Raw genomic sequence first — 19,432 nt, forward strand, 5'->3', positions numbered from 1 at the left:
CTATTCACCTCTAAAAATATTTAACACACCCAAATTGTTTCAAAAAGTGTGAAATCTCCAGGATATACTCATATCATTGTTTCCAATTATACACAATACTCTTTTTGTTGTTAACCGTTTATTTAAATTTTTATAACAATACAAATTTCTTTGTTAATTATAGTCTTCTTTTACATTGTTATATTGTTTATCAAATACGGCATCATATTTTTCTAAATCTTCACTTTCTTTAGGTAAAGTTTTATGATCTATTTTTGATAACTCATCACTAATATCAATTGTTTCTACACGTGTTTCATAATAATTTTGCAAGCTGTAATACATTTCAATCGCATTTTTACGCGCACTATTTACATAGTTATTCGTAATTTCAGCTTTGTTTAAATCTTTAATTTGTTTATTAATTAAAGGCATGATGTCTTTTTCAATCGATTGCTTAACTTTAGCTGAATCTGTTGAATCCAACTCTTTTTCTGCTGTATGTCTCAATTCTTTGTTGTTTTCTTCTAATTTATGTTTGAAATTATTAACATCTGTGCGTGCGCCTGCATCATTTGCGTCTTGCATGTGCGCTTCAACTTGAGATCTACTTTTCTCAAATAACTTCGTATATTCTAAAATATCTTCATTTGCTTTAATTGCTTGATTGCATAAATCAACAAATACTTTCAAATCGTTAATAGCTGCTTTCTTATCTTTGACTGACTTTAAGTAGGTAGATTTTAAGTTTTTCGTTTCTTCAGATTCTGCCGGTAATTTTTTAGCTGCTGTCTCATATTCCTCTAACTTAGGGATTAATTTGCGATTAATGTTATTTTGCAAGTCATTAAATGCTTTTTTATCCTTATCAGTCGTATCTGTTTTACTTAAATCATCTAATTGCTTCAATGAAATGTCATCCATGACATGATTAAGTTCTTTTTCCTTATTTTTCACATCATTCAGTGAGCTATCAAAATCTTTGAATTCGTTAGCACCTTCATTACCGCATGCACCAAGGGTTATCACAAAGCCAAACAACAAAACAATGCAAAGTAATTTTTTCATTTCTGCACTCCTTATCATTCAGTATTATACAGAAACTTATTTAACTTGAAAATAATATGTGATATATTATTTCAGAATTTACAGTTTAACAGTTATATCACAATAAAGAAAGGAGTGAACAACCTATATGAATTCAAACATCCAAGCATTTATTTCTGAGGACAAAGATAATTATTTTGCAGACCAATATCAAAATTTGAAAAAAATGCTTTTTAACCTGCTCGACACACCTGTTAAAACTACACTTCATATCGGTGGAACATCACATTTCAATTACGTTACTGAACCCATTTTAGATATATTAGTAGGCGTAGATAATTTACATGATATCACCGCTTTAGATGAAAAACGTTTGAATTATGAAGGTTTTTATCGTTTACACCATTCATATAAGAAAAAAGTAATTATGGCACAATTTAATAATTTAATAGATTTAAAACAAATAGCACGTTTACATATTATTCAAAAAGATTCTAACCTCTACAAAGCGTATATTCAAACGCATCATCAATTGTCTCATGATCAACACACCGCTACACGATTTGGTTCTAAGAAATTGATGTTAGCTAATGAAGTTCGATCTATACGTGCATATGAAAACAAGAAACAACAATTATTTGATTCATTCTCTCACACAGTAAATTAACTTAAATATGGATTATGAAATATAGCCACACATCAATATTAAACACACGATGATCATTGTATTAATAATTTAACAAAATTAATTACCATAGTATTTAGCAAAGACTCCAAATCATTGGTATAATGAATAAATGAATTCAACAGGAAAGGATGTTCTATAGTTGCATAAGGATGACATCTTAAAAGAATTAAAAGCAATTGTCCCAGAAGAAATTATTAAAATTGATGAACCTCTAAAAAAATATACATACACTCAAACAGGGGGTAAAGCCGATTATTATCTTTCCCCAACCCACAACGAACATGTGCAAGCCATTGTGCATTATGCTTACACACATGATATACCTGTGACGTATTTAGGTAATGGGTCTAATATTATTATTCGTGAAGGTGGTATTCGCGGTATTGTGATTAGTTTACTTTCACTTGATTACATTGATGTGTCCGACGATGCTATCATTTCAGGTAGTGGCGCTGCAATCATCGATGTTTCACGTGCTGCAAGAGACCATGGCTTAACTGGTCTTGAATTCGCATGCGGCATACCCGGTTCCATCGGTGGCGCTGTATTTATGAATGCTGGTGCTTATGGCGGTGAAGTAAAAGACTGTATTGATTATGCACTTTGCGTTAATAACAAAGGTGAATTAATCACGTTAACCAATAAAGAACTTGAGTTGGACTATCGTAATAGTATTGTTCAGAAAGAACATCTCGTTGTATTAGAAGCTGCCTTTACCTTAGCACCTGGCGATCAACAAGAAATACAAGCTTCTATGGATGATTTAACAGAAAGAAGAGAATCAAAACAACCACTAGAGTATCCTTCATGTGGTAGTGTATTCCAACGTCCGCCTGGTCATTTCGCTGGTAAGTTGATTCAAGATGCTCATTTGCAAGGTCATCGCATTGGTGGCGTTGAAGTTTCAACAAAACATGCTGGCTTTATGGTTAACGTAGATAAAGGAACGGCAACAGATTATGAAGATTTAATTCATTACGTTCAAAAAATAGTACAAGAAAAATTTGATGTTGAGCTGCACCCTGAAGTTAGAATTATCGGAGAACACCCACTCAATGAACAATAGGAGAAATCACTATGGTAAAAGTATATGGATCCACTGTAGATAATGAGTCACGCTGTACACATTATCAAACACCTTTAGATATTATTGCCATTAAGTTTAAATGTTGTAATAAATACTATCCTTGTTATAAATGCCACAATGAACATGAATCACATAAGATTCAGCGATGGCAAGCAAATGAATTTCACGAAAAAGCTATTTTATGTGGTGTCTGTAATCATGAAATGACAATTAATGACTACATGATGATAGAAGCTTGTCCAAAATGCGATGCCCATTTTAATAATAGCTGTAAGTATCATTATCATTTATACTTTGAAATTTAATAAAGAAACGATATAAAACTTAATTTTGTCATATTAAAAAGCGTAGATGCCATGGTGTGCATCTACGCTTTTTGTTATTTCTTTATTTGTTTGTATCTCATATTCCCAGTGAACTATTGGTCAATTTTATCACTAACATATTGTACAAATGTAGCAACGTCACCTTTTTGAATATTTTTCATAGGCATAGGCCCAATGTTAAAAGTGAAATTAATTTTTTCTCCATCATATTCAATTTTTTCAACTTCATTATATGCAATACTTCTATAATAAAATTCACCGTTCATATCAACATTTAAAATGATTCTCTCATTTGTAGCTATAAAAGCACCCTCAAATTCAGTCGAACCTTGTACTGAATACTCTATTGTGCCTAGAACAGTTGGTCCTTTTTTCTCAGTTGGAAATAAATCATTTGGATTTACATTATCTAATATCATGTACTTTGTCCCCCTACTATTTCTTTAAAACGCTCTATCTAGCATTTATATATTTACTCGAAAGTATGATGATAAAAATATTATAACATTAGTATGATAGTGATGAATAATTTAACGTTTTAACTTATTTTCTTTTCAACAAAAAAGCGCCTGGAATAAATTCCAGACGCTTTTTTCAATCAATATCCCCACATTTTAATGCTTTTTTATTTTTCCATCGCTTTTTCAACTTCATCGATTTGTTTTATCGCTGTTGTTGTTGATCCACTAGCAAAATACCAAAGTTTTGGATCTAATTCATACACTTTATTGTCTTTGATTGCTTTAACATCTTTAATAACGTCATTACCTAATGCTTTTTTAGCTGTAGCGTTATCACTTACTGCTTGACCACGGTCCATTGCGAAAATAATACTTGGATCTTTCTCAGCAATATATTCATTTGTTACGTTTTGACCATGTTGGCTATCTTTAATGTTATCATCTGCAGGAGTGAAGCCCATTGTATCGAAAATCATTGAACCGAAACGTTCACCAGAACCAAATGTTGATAATTCACCTTCATTAACTAATAAGAATAATGCTTTATCATTTTTTAGATCTTTTGTTTTTTCTTTCATACTAGCAATTTTATCATCTAATTCTTTATTTAATGATTTAGCTTTATCTTCTTTATCATAAATTTTTCCTAGATTTTCTGCATTTTTCTTCAATGAATTCAATTCATCTTTATCGTCTGCACCAACATAAACAACTTTTGCATCAGGTGCTGCTTTTTTAAATTCATCTAGATTTTTTTGATTTGCTGTACGTCCAGATATGTATATTACGTCTGGTTTAGCTTCTGCAATTTTATCGAAATTAACTTCTTTAAGACTACCAGTATTTAAATACTTATCATCTTTGAAATCACTTAAGAAATCAGGTAATGACTTGTTACCTTCACCTTTAGGAAGCGCTTTAACTTTATCTTCAAGACCAAGTTCTTTCATTGTGTCTAATGCACCATAATCTAAAACAACTGCCTTTTCAGGGTTTTTAGGAACTTCAACTGTTTCTTTAACAGTCTTGGCATCACTACCATCACGCTTTTCACCATTTGCTTTATAATTATTTTCAATTTTTACAGTTTCATTTGAATCTTTACTCTTCGAATCAGTGTCTGAAGATTTTTTATCTTCTGATCCGCCATTACTACATGCTACTAATAAAAACATTAACCCAACTACTAATAATAACCCTAACTTTTTCATGTGCTTAACTCCTCCTGAATTTTTAATATGTACTACCTTCTATGTCCCTAAAAGTTTAACAACGTTACGGTTGCATCACTCCCTTCAAAGTCCACGCATCATCTTACATCGACTGTGCAAATGATAATTTCGGCACTTCGGTCACTTCATCGTAATAAATACAAATACGTTGTCCACGAATCTCTTCAATTTTGACATCCATATCATATAATTCTTTTAAAATATCTGTTTGGATGACTTCATTTTTCGTACTTGCCTTAACAAGTTGACCATCTTTCAAAGCAATAATATCGTCTGAATAGCAAGAGGCAAAATTAATATCATGAATAACGACTACAATCGTCTTATCCAACTCTTTGGCTAATCTTCTCAAAGTTTGCATAATTTGAACTGAATGTTTCATGTCCAAATTATTTAACGGTTCATCAAGTAAAATATAATCCGTATCTTGAGCAATAGTCATTGCTACATAAGCACGTTGACGCTGTCCACCAGAAAGTGTTTTTAAATAACGACCTCTAATTTCAGTAAGATGTAATAACTCGAGTGCATACTCAACTTGATCTCTATCTTCTTGCTTCAAACGCCCTTTGGAATGAGGAAAACGTCCAAATTTCACCAATTCTTCAACCGTTATATTCAATTCTGTATGATTAGATTGTTTTAAAATTGATAGTTTTTTAGCCAAGTCATTACTTTTATAATCTGTAATCGCTTTGCCTTCTATATCGATGGTACCTTCTTCAAAGTCAATTAATCGTGTAATAGCAGACAATAGCGTACTTTTACCTGCACCGTTAGGCCCTATCATCGATGTAAGTCGTCCCTTGCGTATCTCTACATCAATATCTTGCAAAATCACTTTATCTTGTATCGTTTTATTAAGCCCTTGTACTCGTATCAATTCGCATGTCTCCTTTTAATTAATAAATAAATGAAGTAACTGCCACCTACTAAATCAATGATGATACTAACTTGCGTTGTTGCTTCAAAGAAATTCTCTACAATTGCTTGCGCTAAAAACAAACTTATCCAACTTATACAAATGGTTGCCGGTAAAATATATTTGTGTTGATACGTTTTCATTAATTCATGAGCCAAGTTTACTGTCAGTAACCCTAAAAATGTAATTGGTCCAACTAATGCCGTTGAAATAGACACCAAAATTGCAACTAGAATTAATAAAATACGTGTTAATGTCTGATAAGAAATCCCTAAATTGATAGCTTGATCTCGACCTAGTAGCAACACGTCTAAATAAGGTATTGCGTATACAGTAATCATAATTAAAATGATAAGTATCACACCACATAAAGTGACCAATTTCGTATTTGACGCATCAAAATTAGCAAACATTGCACTTTGTACAGCTAAAAAATCTTCTGGATTGATAATTAATTCTAAAAAGCCTGTGATACTTCTAAAGAATGTGCCTAAAATAATACCAACAAGTAATATTAAATAGACTGAAACATTTCCGATTCTAAAAATGCCTTGAAATAATAATAATGAAAAACCAATCATAACTATGAGTGATATAAGGAAGCTAATGTATAGATTTGTAACAAATACGGATTGTACTCCGAATACAAAAACAATCAATACTTTTACAAACATATATACAGCGTCCAACCCCATAATAGATGGTGTTAAAAGTCTGTTCGTGGTAATCGCTTGGAAAATAACGACAGACGCAGCAATGGCACCACCTACTAAAATCATGAGGATCAATTTACGCAAACGACTTGTAAATTGATATTGGAATATTTCGAAATCAATACCTATAATGAGATACAATCCCGCGATAACCACAGTAATTGCTATTAACGTAAATAATTTAGACTTAGCACTAATTTGCATAATTATGTCGTCCTTTCATTAACAAGATTATGAAAATAACAGTGCCAAAGACCCCAATCGTTAAACCGATATTAATTTCATATGGATATACAATGATTCTGCCAAAAATATCAGAAAACATTACAAATATAGAACCTAGCATCGCTGTATGCGGCAATGCATTTTTCAGATGGTCTCCCCTAAAAATTGAGACAATATTAGGAACAATAAGCCCTAAGAATGGTAACGTGCCTACAGTTACAACAACCAGTGCTGTAATCGTAGCCGTGATAAACAATCCTATATTAATTATTTTTTCATAATTGACTCCTAAGTTATTACTAAAATCTTTCCCCATACCAGCAATAGTAAAATGATTGGCGAATATATATGTAAGTATTAATAAAGGAATGCTTAAGTATAAAATCTCATATCTACCGCTTGTAATAATGGCGAAGTTACCATTTAACCAGTTTCCTATACTTTGTACTGTATTGGTTCTCAACGCGATAAATGTTGCAAAACTTGATACGATACCACCTAACATGATGCCTAATAGTGGTATGAAAATGACGTCTGTAAAACGAATATATTGTACTAATTTAACGAAAAGGAAAGTACCTGCAATACTTAAAACTACTGCAAAAATTAACTTTATAATGATATTCTCCTGTGGAAAGAAAATCATTGATAATAAAATACCTAGTTTCGCCCATTCCATCGTTCCAGCAGTAGTAGGACTGACAAATTTATTCTGCATCATTTGTTGCATAATTAAACCAGCTAGCGCTAATGTACTACCCGATATGATGATACTAACCGTTCTCGGAATTCTACTTGAAACAATAATATTCATCTGTGATTCTGTAAGATGGAAAATGTCTGTAATTGATACCTTGCTTACGCCTATAAATAAAGAAAGGATTGTAAGTACCAGTAATATAATAGCTAAGACAATACCATTTAATAAAAATTTCATAAATGACCTACCTCTAACCCTTCCACTATAAAATGCGATGCTCAAACTACATTGGTTATGATAATCATTATCAATACCTATAATAAAATTTTACCATTTTTAATGGTAAATTCAATAGCCTTGAGCAATTTAAACAAAAGTATTTAAATACAATCTATATATGTATAGCGTTATATTTAATATCACACCTTGAAAAACACACTTTCTTATTTTAATTGTTCATTTTTATGTAATTTTATTCTAATGGACTTTATATAATGTATATCTCTATTTAAATATCATGCCTGTTTATTTTATCCATAAGTAAAAAAGCCGAGACATAATGTCTCGGCTTTTTACTTATTATATACGGTTGACTAATACTTGCTTAAAATTGTACTTTCATCATGACATTTTTATAATTAATAGTGCTTCTACTCGTCAAAAACGAAGTCTTCATCTTTTAATGCTTCTACATTTAACGCTAATGTATAACCATCACCTTTAACTGAAAAGAAGTCATGGTTTTTAGTCGTTGTATCTAAAGCATTTTCAATAATTGGATTGAATTCACGTTCTTCAAAGTACGGATCAAATCCTAAATTAGATAATGCTTTGTTACCATTGTATCTCACATAGTTTAATACATCTTCAGCTAAACCAATATCATCATAAAGTGAATGCGTATAAGCTACCTCATTTTTATATAAATCATCTAATAATTTATACATTTCTTGATCTGCTTGCAGCTTTTCACTTTCTGAAAGTTCATTACGTAAACTTTGAGCATCCATACCAGTAAATACACCATGAATAGATTCATCTAATAAGATTTTACGAATGATTTCTCCAGAAGTCGTCATTTTACCTTGCCCAGCAAGATAAAGCGGATAATAGAAACCTGAATAGAATAAAAATGTTTCTAAGAACACACTTGATACTCGTGCGATATATTGATCATAAATTGAAGCCTCTTTACCCCATAATTTATGATAATTATTGATAATTTTATCTGATTTGTATTTTAAATGTGGTTCTTCAATAACCCATTTATCTAATAAATAGTTTGTTTCACTGGAAGGTAGTAACGTTGTAAAGATATGTGAATAACTTTTAGCATGGATTTGTTCCATCATTGCCATAAATGAATAAACGGCTTTTTTTCTTAAATCCGTAGTATGTAACATAATCAATGGCATGCCATCGTCAGCTTGATGTGTATCTAATCCTGTTAAACCAGCTAATGCTTTTTTAAAAGCCTCTTTTTCAGGATCTGTTAATGTTTTCCAGCTTGCAATATCTTTAGATACTTTAAATTCAGTTTCTACCCACATCTGTGAAATATTTTGTCGCCAAAACATATTCGTCATGTCTTCTTGCGTATTCCAATTGACTGCTTTCATTTAGTTATTGTCCCCTATCCAGTAAATATTTTTAATTAAGCAGTGATATGCAGCCTAATCTAACCATTGGTTAAGGCTGCCTCATAACACCGCTGTTCACTTTGCACGTTTACATTTCATTTATTAAATTGAACAACTTGTACACTCTTCTACACTTAATAATTTATTACGTGTATAGTATAAAGATTTTAGACCTTTATGATGCGCATATACATATAATCTTGATAATTCACGCGTAGAAATTTCAGAATTAACATAAAGAATTGTAGAGATGCCCTGGTCAATATGTGTTTGAATCGTTGAGATTAAATCAATTAATTTCATTTGATCCGTATTAAATGCTGACTTGTAATACCACATTGTTTCTGGTGATAGGAATGGCATTGGATAGAATGTTTCCGCATTACCATACGTACGACGTTCGATTTGATCAACGATTGGCATTACAGAACTCGTAGCATTTTGGACATATGAAATACTTTGTGTCGGTGCAATCGCTAAGCGATATGCATGGAAAAGACCGTTTGTTTCCACTTGCTCTTGCAGTACTTTCCAATCTTCTGGTGTCGGAATTTCTAAACCATCAAATAATTTGCGTACTTTTTCATATTTAGGTTCAAATGTTTGTGAAGTGTAAAATTCAAAATACTTACCATTAGCATAGTCTGATTGTTCAAAATCTTTGTATACTTCTTGTCTTTCTTTAGCGATTTCCATAGAACGTTCTATAGAATAATAATTCAACATCATAAAGAAGATATTGGCAAAGTCTTTAGCTTCTTCTGATTCATAACCAATTTTATTTTTAGCTAGATAACCGTGTAAATTCATTACACCTAAACCTACAGAATGTAACTCTCTATTGGCTTTCCTAACGCCTGGCGCATTTTGAATATCTGCTTCATCACTCACTACTGTCAATGCATCCATACCTGTATGAACTGAATCTTTAAACTTACCTGATTCCATAACATTAACGATGTTTAAAGAACCTAGATTACATGAAATGTCACGTTTAATTTCATCTTCTGTACCGTAATCGTTAATGATAGACGTTTCTTGTAATTGGAAAATTTCAGTACATAAATTACTCATTTTAATTTGGCCAATGTCTGAGTTAGCATGTACCTTATTTGCATTATCTTTGAACATTAAATAAGGATAACCAGATTGCAATTGTGTTTGTGCAATCGTATTTAACATTTCACGTGCATCTTTTTTCTTTTTATCAATATTAGGATTTGCAACAAGTTCATCATAGTATTCATCTAAATTAATGTCATCTAACGTTAAACCGTATTCTTTATAAATGGTATGCGGTGCAAACATATGGAAATCTTTTCCTTCTTTTGCTAAATCAAAGAATTTAGATGGCACAATTAAACCAGTTGAAATCGTTGATAAACGTAAATCTTCATCGGCGTTCACTTTTTTCGTATCTAAAAACTCTTCTACATCATAATGGAAAATATTTAAATAAACAGCACCTGCACCAGGTCTTTGACCTAATTGATCTGCATAACTAAAGCCACCTTCAAGAGATTTTGCAACAGGTAGCACGCCTTTCGCTACACCTTTAATTCCTTTGATTGCTTCTCCACGCGCACGTAGTTTAGAAAGATTAATGGCTACACCGCCGCCAATTTTACTTAATTGCTTTGCAGTCGAATCAATAAAATTAATAGAGTTTAAACTATCATCCGCTTCTAGCAAGAAACAAGATACTAATTCTCCACGACGTGCACGGCCAGCATTTAAGAATGTTGGTGTCGCTGGTTGATATCGTTGTTCCACCATTGCTGAAATAAATTGTTTGGCAGTCGCTTTATGGCCATTAGCTAAATAAAGTGCAACAATCGCTACGTGTTGCTTATAATCTTCTAGATATTGACTTTTATCGTTTGTTTTAAGTGCGTAATCTTTAAAGAATTTACTTGCTGACATGTAACTTGCAAATTCAAACGGAATACTTTTAGCATAATCTGTAATTTCTTGTAGATCAGCTTCTGAATATTTTGCAAACAAATCAAAATAAAAGTCATTATCAACGAGATAGCGCAAACGCTCAATTTCAGTGTCGAAATAAATTGTTTTATCCTGAATTTCTTCTAAATAAACTTCAAGCGCCTCTTGATCTTTTTCTAAATTAAAAAAGCCATTATCTTTACGTTTTGTTACTTCGTTATTTAACTCAATATGATTGTATTTCTTCTCGTCCATAATCTTCATTGAACTGTCCCACCTTATCTTTAAATTCGCTAATATCATTTTGTGTACCTTGAACTTCAAATTTCATTAGTAAAGGAACTTGATATTTTTCCGAGATAGATCGTCCAGCTTTCGCAAAGTTTTGTCCCCAATTGCGGTTTCCACTAGCTGCAACGCCTCTTAGTAAATCATGATTTATATCTAAAAATGACTGAACTGGTTGTGGTACTTCTCCAAAACCTATCGTTCCAGTGACCAAGATGAATGGTTCTTCAATCTTCTCAGTACAATTATTTTGAGTAATTTCCATAGTGTTAGTAATTTCTGCTTTTTTAATAAATCTACGTACATTACCAGAGAATGAAAAATAAACAACCTTCATTGGATCACCTTCTTTCTAATACTAGTATGTTATTAAGTTCACTTTGACGTTATTAAATAGTACTTTCATCGTATTTATATTTTAAATGTATTATAAGTAACCGTAGCGCACATATTGGGTAACCACAATATATAGTGATTTCTTTTAACTATATGTGATTATGTAAAAACTCAATAATTAAGCATTAATGCTTGATTTGTCATGATTAAACGTCCAAAATAGTGTGATTTTACTTAAAATTTGATTTATTATAAATAAATTGACTACGTCCCAAAACACAATATATTGTGTTTTTTCTTGGTCACAAATACTATATTATGTGTTTCATTATACATAACTCAGAAAGTTATTTAAAGGGCTTTGTTTTTGACAAAAGTTTGAATTCGAAACAGAAATGGCACCAATTCAACGTTAACTCGTACTTTTCTATTTATAAAAAATTTTTTTCGGAATTTAAAGCTATTTTAGTTGCTTTTTTCTAAAACCTTGTAACTATTGATATAGCGTCACTCAGCTTATCATCTAATACTAAATTGCTCACAATTGAAATTATCTAAGCAATAAAATACTTTGAAATATGTCTTGAATTTCATTGAATCAATACAGAACGTTTGTTCGTGTTTTCATGTTACCTCATTTCCCTTTTACTTTCAAGCATATATACATAATCTATATAATTATGCTAATATGAATACGTTAAAAATTAAAATAATCGAGGCGATACATATGAATCCTAAAGTTAAAGGGATCATTGCTATCCTAGTTTCAGCAATTGGCTTTAGCTTTATGTCTGTTTTCTTCAGATTAGCTGGTGATTTGCCGGTGTTTCAAAAGTCACTCGCTCGAAATTTAGTAGCTATGTTTATCCCTTTATATTTCATTTATAAATATAAGCAACCCCTGTTTGGTAAACTTAGCAGTCAGCCACTTTTAATTTCACGTTCGACTTTAGGTCTAATCGGTGTTTTATTAAATATCTATGCCATAGACCATATGATATTAAGTGACGCTGATACGCTAATGAAACTCAATCCTTTTTGGACTATTTTGCTGAGTTTGATATTTCTAAATGAAAAAGTTCGTAACTATCAAATTATAGCGATGGTCATTGCAATATTCGGTATGTTATTCGTGGTTAAACCAGAATTCTCATCCTCTATGATTCCTGCTATTGGCGGTTTATTCTCTGGTATTTTTGCTGCAAGTGCATATACGTGTGTACGTGCATTGAGCACTCGCGAAGCACCCTATACAATTGTATTTTATTTTTCATTCTTTTCTATTGTAGTATTGATTCCATTTACGATTTTCACATTCGAACCAATGAGTATGATGCAGGTCATTTATTTAATTGGAGCTGGGCTCGCAGCAGCTGCTGGTCAAATTGGTATTACACTAGCCTATAGTTACGCTCCAGCTAAAGACATTTCGATATTCACTTATGCATCGATTATATTTACTGCATTCTTCGGTTTTATATTATTCGGAGAATCACCAGATTTCTATGCAATCTTGGGTTATGTCATTATCATAGCTTCAAGCTACTACATGTTTGAAAAAGCAAGACGCCAACCGCTATCAATTCAAAAAGAAGAACAAAAACCAAAAACATAAGGAGTGCTTTACCATGACAGAAGGACGTAATAAAGAAGAATTAGAAGATATTACATTACTCGGTAATCAAAATAACAAATACGATTTTGATTATAGACCTGACGTTTTAGAGTCGTTTGATAATAAGCATCAGGGACGCGATTATTTTGTTAAATTCAATTGCCCTGAGTTCACATCACTCTGCCCTATTACTGGTCAACCAGATTTCGCTACAATTTATATTTCTTATATTCCAAATATCAAAATGGTTGAATCAAAATCTTTAAAACTTTATTTATTTAGTTTTAGAAATCACGGTGATTTCCACGAAGACTGCATGAACATCATAATGAATGATTTAATCGAACTCATGGACCCTCATTATATTGAAGTTTGGGGCAAGTTCACACCACGTGGTGGCATCTCAATTGATCCATATACCAATTATGGCCGTCCAGATTCTAAATATGAAAAAATGGCAGAACATCGTTTAATGAATCATGATCTTTATCCTGAAAAAATAGATAATCGTTAAGATTTCTTCATTATAATAACTACCCACAAGATCTTAAAGTATCTTGCAGGTAGTTTATTTTTATATTATTTCATTTTTTATTAAATTGATTCCAAACTTAATTTTGCGCTATTGATATATACACTTGTTATTTTTGTAAAAACATTATAAAATAAATCCAACCATTTAGGGGGAGGGAAATTATGAAAAAAATTAATTATACACACGAAGAAATTATGGAAAGTACTCCAAGAACCGGTTTCTTCGGCCATCCAAAAGGACTAAGTACATTATTCTTCACTGAATTTTGGGAGAGGTTCAGTTACTATGGGATGAAAGCGATACTCATATACTATCTTTACTATAGTGTTGCTGAGGGTGGTTTCGGTCTAAGTCAAGCAGTTGCAATGCAAATTGTTGCTATCTACGGTACATTAATCTACATGTCAGGTGTCATCGGTGGTTGGATTGCCGACAGGATTACCGGCACCCAGAATGCCGTCTTTTATGGTGGCTTCTTGATTATGATAGGTCATATCTTACTTTCACTACCAAATAACTTAACGTTAGTCATGGTAGCACTCGCAGTCATTATTGCTGGTACCGGTTTATTAAAACCAAATATCTCAACGACCGTTGGTGAATTATATGATCGTAACGATGTCCGTCGTGATGCTGCATTCACATTATTTTACATGGGTATTAACTTAGGTAGTTTGACTGCACCGTTATTAACGGGTTACTTACAAACTAGAATTAGTTTCCATGCTGGCTTCTTAGTTGCTGCAATTGGCATGTTCTGTGGTTTAGTCGTTTACGCAATTAAACGTAAGAAAAACTTAGGATTAGCTGGTCGTAATGTTCCTAATCCACTAACTAAGCCTGAACTTAAAAAATTCGGTTTGATATCTGGTGGTATCATTCTATTATTCTTAATTTACTTACTTATCCTGCAATTAAATAATGCTTTAACTTTAGAAAATTTCAGTTTCTTAATTACTATTTTAGGTATCGTATTACCGATTTACATCTTTATTAATATGATTGCGAGTAAAGATGTAACGAAAGATGAACGTTCACGTGTTTACAGTTACATACCTTTATATATCACATCTGTTGCCTTTTGGATGATTCAAGAACAAGGCTCAACGATTTTAGCAACATTCGCAGATAAAAAGACACAATTAGAAATGTCAGTGCTTACAAATGGTTTAATTGACTTTTCAATACCATCAGCTTGGGCACAGTCACTCAACCCAATCTTTATCGTGGTACTTGCACCAATATTTGCAACACTTTGGATGAAATTAGGTAAACACAATCCACCTACCGTTTATAAATTTGCTATCGGTGTAATCGTTGCTGGTTTGTCTTACTTAGTTATGATTATTCCTTTAGCTACAGGCGTTGAATTAATAAATCCATTATGGCTTGTACTCAGTTTCTTATTAATTACAATTGGTGAACTTTGTATATCACCTGTTGGTTTGTCTACAACGACTAAATTAGCACCTGTGACATTTACAGCACGTATGATGAGTTTGTGGATGTTAAGTAATGCTACTGCACAAGGACTTAACGCACAACTTGTTGTTGTCTATACAAAAATAAATCAAAGTGACTATTTTATGTATTCAGGTTTATTTGCAGTCGTTATCGGTATACTTCTATTAATCATTTCACCTAAAGTAAAACGTGCCATGAAAGGCGTATACTAATCGTTCATATTACTATTTAAAATCAACTTATGATTTTAAATGAATTAATATTGCTCATCCAAGCTTATAAAGCTGGGTGAGCAGTTTTTTTATTTCCTAATAGTTTTTTTATTATAAGGACATTGAGTACAAACATACCCCTCTTCACATTCATTACTGATGCAAAGCAAGCTATATATTATTCATTTTATAATTACATCTAATTATCATCATTTAAATGAGGAAATTAAATGGCATAAAATTGATTGCATAAAATAACAGAATATTCTCAATATTCTTATTTTGAGAATATTATTGCAATTTAATTTAATAAAGCGTAAAATTTTTTTTATATATTTTTATTGGGAGTAAGAAAGGACGGGAATGTTTTATGCAAGACAAATACATAGCGCAAGACTCAGCAGTAGAATCAATTCCTCAAAAAGGATTTTTTGGACATCCTAAAGGACTAGGGGTGCTATTCTTTGTAGAATTTTGGGAAAGATTTAGCTACTATGGTATGCGCGCTTTACTTATCTTTTATATGTATTTCGCTATAAAAGATGGCGGACTAGGTATGGATAAAGGTACCGCACAGTCAGTTATGGCTGTTTACGGTGCACTAATATATATGACATCGGTACTTGGTGGTTGGATTTCGGATAGAATTACGGGTACACGTGCTGCTACTTTCTATGGTGGTGTACTCATTATTATCGGGCATATTTTCTTAAGTTTACCATTAGATATTGTCGGATTATTTATCTCAATGTTCTTCATTATCGTTGGATCTGGTTTAATGAAACCAAGTATTTCTAATATCGTTGGTCGATTATACCCAGAAAATGATACACGTATTGATGCAGGCTTTGTTATTTTCTATATGTCTGTCAATCTAGGTGGACTTATTTCACCATTGATTCTAAATCAGTTCGTAAATACTGGTAATTTCCATGCTGGTTTCTTAATTGCAGCTGTAGGTATGGCGCTTGGTTTAGCTTGGTACATGATATTTAACAAGAAAAATATCGGTAATGTAGGTACAAAACCAACGAATCCATTAAACCAAAGCGAAAAGAAAAAATATGCATTGATATTTATCGTGGCTATTTTAATTATTGCTGCAGTGCTTGTTATTACAGCATTAACTGGTACATTATCATTTAATATCGTTAGTACAACTGTATTGATACTTGGTGTAGCATTACCAATTATCTATTTCACAATTATGATTCGTAGTAAAGATGTTACTGATGATGAACGCTCACGTGTTATTTCATTTATACCACTTTTCCTTTTAGGTGTTGTATTCTGGTCTATTCAAGAACAAGGTGCCAACGTACTTAACCTATTTGCCTTTGAAAGTAGTGATATGAAATTAAACCTCTTTGGTTGGAAGACAGATTTCGGTCCAGCACTATTCCAATCCATTAACCCATTATTCATCGTGTTATTAGCACCTGTTATCTCACTGATATGGGCAAAAATGGCACGACGTCAACCAAGTTTAGCAACTAAATTTGTACTCGGTGCGTCACTAGCTGGTGCTTCTTACATTATGATTGGTTTAATTGGTCACACATCTGGTAATAATTTAAGTGTTAACTGGGTTATTCTTTCCTACATTATTTGTGTTATTGGTGAATTATGTTTATCTCCTACAGGTAACAGTGCAGCAGTTAAATTAGCACCAAAAGCATTTAACACACAAATGATGAGTTTATGGTTATTAACGAATGCATGTGCGCAAGCAATTAACGGTACCTTAGTTAAATTGATTGAACCGCTTGGCCATAAAAATTACTTCCTACTTTTAGGTGGTATTGCAATCGTAGTCAGCCTTGTTATTCTTGCTTTCGTACCAAAAATTGTCAAAGGCATGCGCGGTATTAAATAGTTTCTACAATTTCAAAAAACTATTTATTCTGATGATTTTCATTTTAAAAACATCTGGGTCATACGTACCCATGCTCAAAAAGAGGACTTCCATAAATGGATGAGTCCTCTTTTTTTAAAGTTTTACGATTTTGAATGTCCTTATTGGTCTATGGTTTATGGCTCGAGCTTGAAATCTCTCACTCATACAATGATCCTAGGTATCAACCATTGATACAACATAGATTAAAGTAAGAAAGCCCCTTTTCACCTCTATGTGACACTTATATAGAGATATTTTTTATTGAATGGCTGATTTGCGGCCCTATATATATGGAAATTTTTATCACCATACTCAAATACAATTCGCAGATAAACTTGATTAATACATGAATCCCTACATACATATATACGACATTAAACATATTTTTAACTAAAAACGGGTACACTGATATAGATACAAATCTAAAATCAAAGAAATATGGTGAGCACCTTGACTAAAAAACAATTTAAACATGGCGTATTATTTTACCATGAACATACCGGGATTAAAGACATCTATAGAGGTCTAGGAGATGTCGCAACATCCTTAACTACATTTTGTAGACATTTATCAATACAACTCAGTGAAAATGAAGGAGATATTATTACCTTCTGCCAAAAAATTAAAGATAAACGTTACAGTGATGATGTTGATATTATCTTTATTTTAGGCGGCGATGGTACGGTCAATGAGTTAGTTAATGGCATTATGAAGAGTGAATTAAATCTTCCTATTGGTATCATTCCAGGAGGCACATTTAATGATTTTGTAAAAACTTTAAATCTTAATCCACGTCATAAAATGGCCAGTCAACAACTGATGAATGCGGAATTAAGACCTTACGATGTCATGAAGATAAATGATGAATATGCACTCAACTTTGTTGGACTTGGATTAATTGTTCAAAATGCTGAAAATGTACAAAATGGTAATAAAGATATCTTTGGTAAGTTAAGTTATGTAGGTTCTACAGTTAAAACGTTACTTAATCCAGAGCATTTTGATTATAAAATTTCAGTTGATAATCAAACCGTAGACGGTAATACTTCAATGCTCGTCGTAGCCAATGGACCTTTTATAGGTGGAAGTCGTATTCCATTAACCGATTTATCACCTAATGATGGTTATTTAAATACGTTCATCTTCAAAGAACAAAGTTCAAGTGTTTTAAATGATGTATTTAAACAACGTGATAGCATGAATTGGAACAAAATGACAGAAGGCATTAAACATTTACCGGCAAAAAAAATAACGATTGAAACAGATCCACAAATGAAGGTGGATATTGATGGAGAAATTAATCTAAAAACACCTTTAGAAATTGAAGTTATCCCAAATGCTATTCAAATCTTGACATTGCCTGAAGCACAAGCAACGAACCAACCAGAAAGTGAATAAATGATATAGTGATATGAGATGACTTCACTTACAGTACTCTCTAACTTATAAAATAATGGATTAATTTCATAGCAATAAACAAAAACGAGTCTGGGACATAAATAGATGTCTCAGACTCGTTTCTTATTAAACTAAATGATTTATGTCTCTACCCAATTTTATGACAATGTTTAGATATGATATGCACTATCACCTAGGAAATATTGTTCTACCTCTTTCCAGTTATTAACACGTGTAAATCTATCATCATTAATATTATGTGTAGCCGTATATATAATTGGTGTACCCTTGAAAATACTTAGTTGTCTTGGGTTATCATCAATTAAATAATCTGCATGTACAATATCTTTTCTACCACAAAATACAAAATGCTGTGGATCTAAGAATGGGAAGTACTCTCTTAACCACGCGTATTTATCATGAAATGACGTTGGAACGTCCATTGCTGCAGTTGCGATAAACACATCATAGTGTTCTGTTAATTTTTTAACAACATCTTGCGCATCTGACATCACTTTTAATTTCTTAAAAAAGCCAGGCTCCCTTAAAATTTCAGTTAACAAACCATCATGCTCTGGCATGGCATGTCTCAACTTAATGCCATCTAACATATCAATCGTAATCCCTAAGTCTGTACGTTGATTGACATCTTCAATCAATGCACCTACAGTATCTGCAAGCACTTCGTCCATATCAATCGCAATCTTCTTTTTTGTCATGTCT

18 protein-coding genes are annotated in these 19,432 nt (G+C 32.2%); 8 read left to right on the top strand and 10 right to left on the bottom strand.

Annotated features, from left to right (window positions below; all coding sequences use genetic code 11):
- Positions 1 to 153 precede the first annotated feature (153 nt).
- Positions 154 to 1,047 carry an EMYY motif lipoprotein gene (locus ACM6UH_RS11020; protein ID WP_048787332.1) on the bottom strand — a complete coding sequence of 298 codons (894 nt, stop codon included), beginning with the start codon at positions 1,045 to 1,047 and terminating at the stop codon, positions 154 to 156.
- Between the two features lie 127 nt (positions 1,048 to 1,174).
- Here ACM6UH_RS11020 and ACM6UH_RS11025 point away from each other — a divergent pair, with 127 nt between their 5' ends.
- The 3 genes from ACM6UH_RS11025 (at position 1,175) to ACM6UH_RS11035 (ending at position 3,106) form a co-directional block, all read left to right on the top strand.
- Positions 1,175 to 1,693 carry a GrpB family protein gene (locus ACM6UH_RS11025; RefSeq protein ID WP_011303642.1) on the top strand — a complete coding sequence of 173 codons (519 nt, stop codon included), beginning with the start codon at positions 1,175 to 1,177 and terminating at the stop codon, positions 1,691 to 1,693.
- A 160-nt stretch (positions 1,694 to 1,853) separates the two neighbouring features.
- The gene (gene murB, locus ACM6UH_RS11030) at positions 1,854 to 2,780 is read left to right on the top strand and encodes a UDP-N-acetylmuramate dehydrogenase (RefSeq protein WP_002483921.1); all 927 of its coding nucleotides are present in this window, start codon (positions 1,854 to 1,856) and stop codon (positions 2,778 to 2,780) included.
- An 11-nt stretch (positions 2,781 to 2,791) separates the two neighbouring features.
- Positions 2,792 to 3,106 carry a CHY zinc finger protein gene (locus ACM6UH_RS11035; RefSeq protein WP_047502725.1) on the top strand — a complete coding sequence of 105 codons (315 nt, stop codon included), beginning with the start codon at positions 2,792 to 2,794 and terminating at the stop codon, positions 3,104 to 3,106.
- A gap of 113 nt (positions 3,107 to 3,219) precedes the next feature.
- Here ACM6UH_RS11035 and ACM6UH_RS11040 read toward each other — a convergent pair whose 3' ends face one another.
- The 8 genes from ACM6UH_RS11040 to nrdI form a co-directional block, all read right to left on the bottom strand.
- Complete coding sequence (locus ACM6UH_RS11040; RefSeq protein ID WP_002483922.1) at positions 3,220 to 3,546, bottom strand: PH domain-containing protein; 327 nt, start codon at positions 3,544 to 3,546, stop codon at positions 3,220 to 3,222.
- A 206-nt stretch (positions 3,547 to 3,752) separates the two neighbouring features.
- Positions 3,753 to 4,799 (bottom strand): ferrated catecholamine ABC transporter substrate-binding lipoprotein SstD, encoded by a 1,047-nt coding sequence (locus tag ACM6UH_RS11045; protein WP_011303644.1) that lies wholly within the window; start codon positions 4,797 to 4,799, stop codon positions 3,753 to 3,755.
- A gap of 103 nt (positions 4,800 to 4,902) precedes the next feature.
- Positions 4,903 to 5,703 (bottom strand): iron ABC transporter ATP-binding protein, encoded by an 801-nt coding sequence (locus tag ACM6UH_RS11050; RefSeq protein WP_048787331.1) that lies wholly within the window; start codon positions 5,701 to 5,703, stop codon positions 4,903 to 4,905.
- Entirely contained in the window at positions 5,700 to 6,659 is a 960-nt protein-coding gene (locus tag ACM6UH_RS11055) for an iron chelate uptake ABC transporter family permease subunit (protein WP_011303646.1), read from the bottom strand. The genes ACM6UH_RS11050 and ACM6UH_RS11055 overlap by 4 nt, the downstream gene beginning before the upstream one ends.
- Positions 6,649 to 7,617, bottom strand: a complete 969-nt coding sequence (locus tag ACM6UH_RS11060) for an ABC transporter permease (protein WP_011303647.1) — start codon at positions 7,615 to 7,617, stop codon at positions 6,649 to 6,651. The genes ACM6UH_RS11055 and ACM6UH_RS11060 overlap by 11 nt, the downstream gene beginning before the upstream one ends.
- 413 nt (positions 7,618 to 8,030) lie before the next feature.
- Positions 8,031 to 8,999 (bottom strand): class 1b ribonucleoside-diphosphate reductase subunit beta, encoded by a 969-nt coding sequence (gene nrdF / locus ACM6UH_RS11065; RefSeq protein ID WP_002483928.1) that lies wholly within the window; start codon positions 8,997 to 8,999, stop codon positions 8,031 to 8,033.
- A gap of 123 nt (positions 9,000 to 9,122) precedes the next feature.
- The gene (gene nrdE / locus ACM6UH_RS11070) at positions 9,123 to 11,228 is read right to left on the bottom strand and encodes a class 1b ribonucleoside-diphosphate reductase subunit alpha (protein ID WP_048787330.1); all 2,106 of its coding nucleotides are present in this window, start codon (positions 11,226 to 11,228) and stop codon (positions 9,123 to 9,125) included.
- On the bottom strand, positions 11,191 to 11,589 hold the full coding sequence (gene nrdI, locus ACM6UH_RS11075; protein ID WP_002483930.1) for a class Ib ribonucleoside-diphosphate reductase assembly flavoprotein NrdI: 399 nt from the start codon (positions 11,587 to 11,589) through the stop codon (positions 11,191 to 11,193). The genes nrdE and nrdI overlap by 38 nt, the downstream gene beginning before the upstream one ends.
- A gap of 726 nt (positions 11,590 to 12,315) precedes the next feature.
- Here nrdI and ACM6UH_RS11080 point away from each other — a divergent pair.
- From ACM6UH_RS11080 to ACM6UH_RS11100, 5 genes are all read left to right on the top strand, one after another.
- Entirely contained in the window at positions 12,316 to 13,203 is an 888-nt protein-coding gene (locus tag ACM6UH_RS11080; RefSeq protein ID WP_011303649.1) for a DMT family transporter, read from the top strand.
- A gap of 13 nt (positions 13,204 to 13,216) precedes the next feature.
- Complete coding sequence (gene queF, locus ACM6UH_RS11085; RefSeq protein WP_002483932.1) at positions 13,217 to 13,717, top strand: preQ(1) synthase; 501 nt, start codon at positions 13,217 to 13,219, stop codon at positions 13,715 to 13,717.
- 182 nt (positions 13,718 to 13,899) lie between these two features.
- Positions 13,900 to 15,414 carry a peptide MFS transporter gene (locus ACM6UH_RS11090; protein ID WP_048787329.1) on the top strand — a complete coding sequence of 505 codons (1,515 nt, stop codon included), beginning with the start codon at positions 13,900 to 13,902 and terminating at the stop codon, positions 15,412 to 15,414.
- A 370-nt stretch (positions 15,415 to 15,784) separates the two neighbouring features.
- Complete coding sequence (locus ACM6UH_RS11095; RefSeq protein WP_011303651.1) at positions 15,785 to 17,290, top strand: peptide MFS transporter; 1,506 nt, start codon at positions 15,785 to 15,787, stop codon at positions 17,288 to 17,290.
- Between the two features lie 459 nt (positions 17,291 to 17,749).
- Positions 17,750 to 18,709, top strand: coding sequence for a diacylglycerol/lipid kinase family protein (locus ACM6UH_RS11100; RefSeq protein WP_041784836.1), 960 nt, complete (start codon positions 17,750 to 17,752; stop codon positions 18,707 to 18,709).
- A gap of 170 nt (positions 18,710 to 18,879) precedes the next feature.
- Here the strand turns inward: ACM6UH_RS11100 and ACM6UH_RS11105 are convergent, their stop codons facing one another.
- Positions 18,880 to 19,428, bottom strand: a complete 549-nt coding sequence (locus ACM6UH_RS11105; RefSeq protein WP_002483937.1) for a 5' nucleotidase, NT5C type — start codon at positions 19,426 to 19,428, stop codon at positions 18,880 to 18,882.
- Positions 19,429 to 19,432: the final 4 nt, after the last annotated feature.

The sequence above is a fragment of the Staphylococcus sp. LKG4-2 genome (assembly GCF_050955665.1).
Lineage (GTDB): Bacteria > Bacillota > Bacilli > Staphylococcales > Staphylococcaceae > Staphylococcus > Staphylococcus saprophyticus.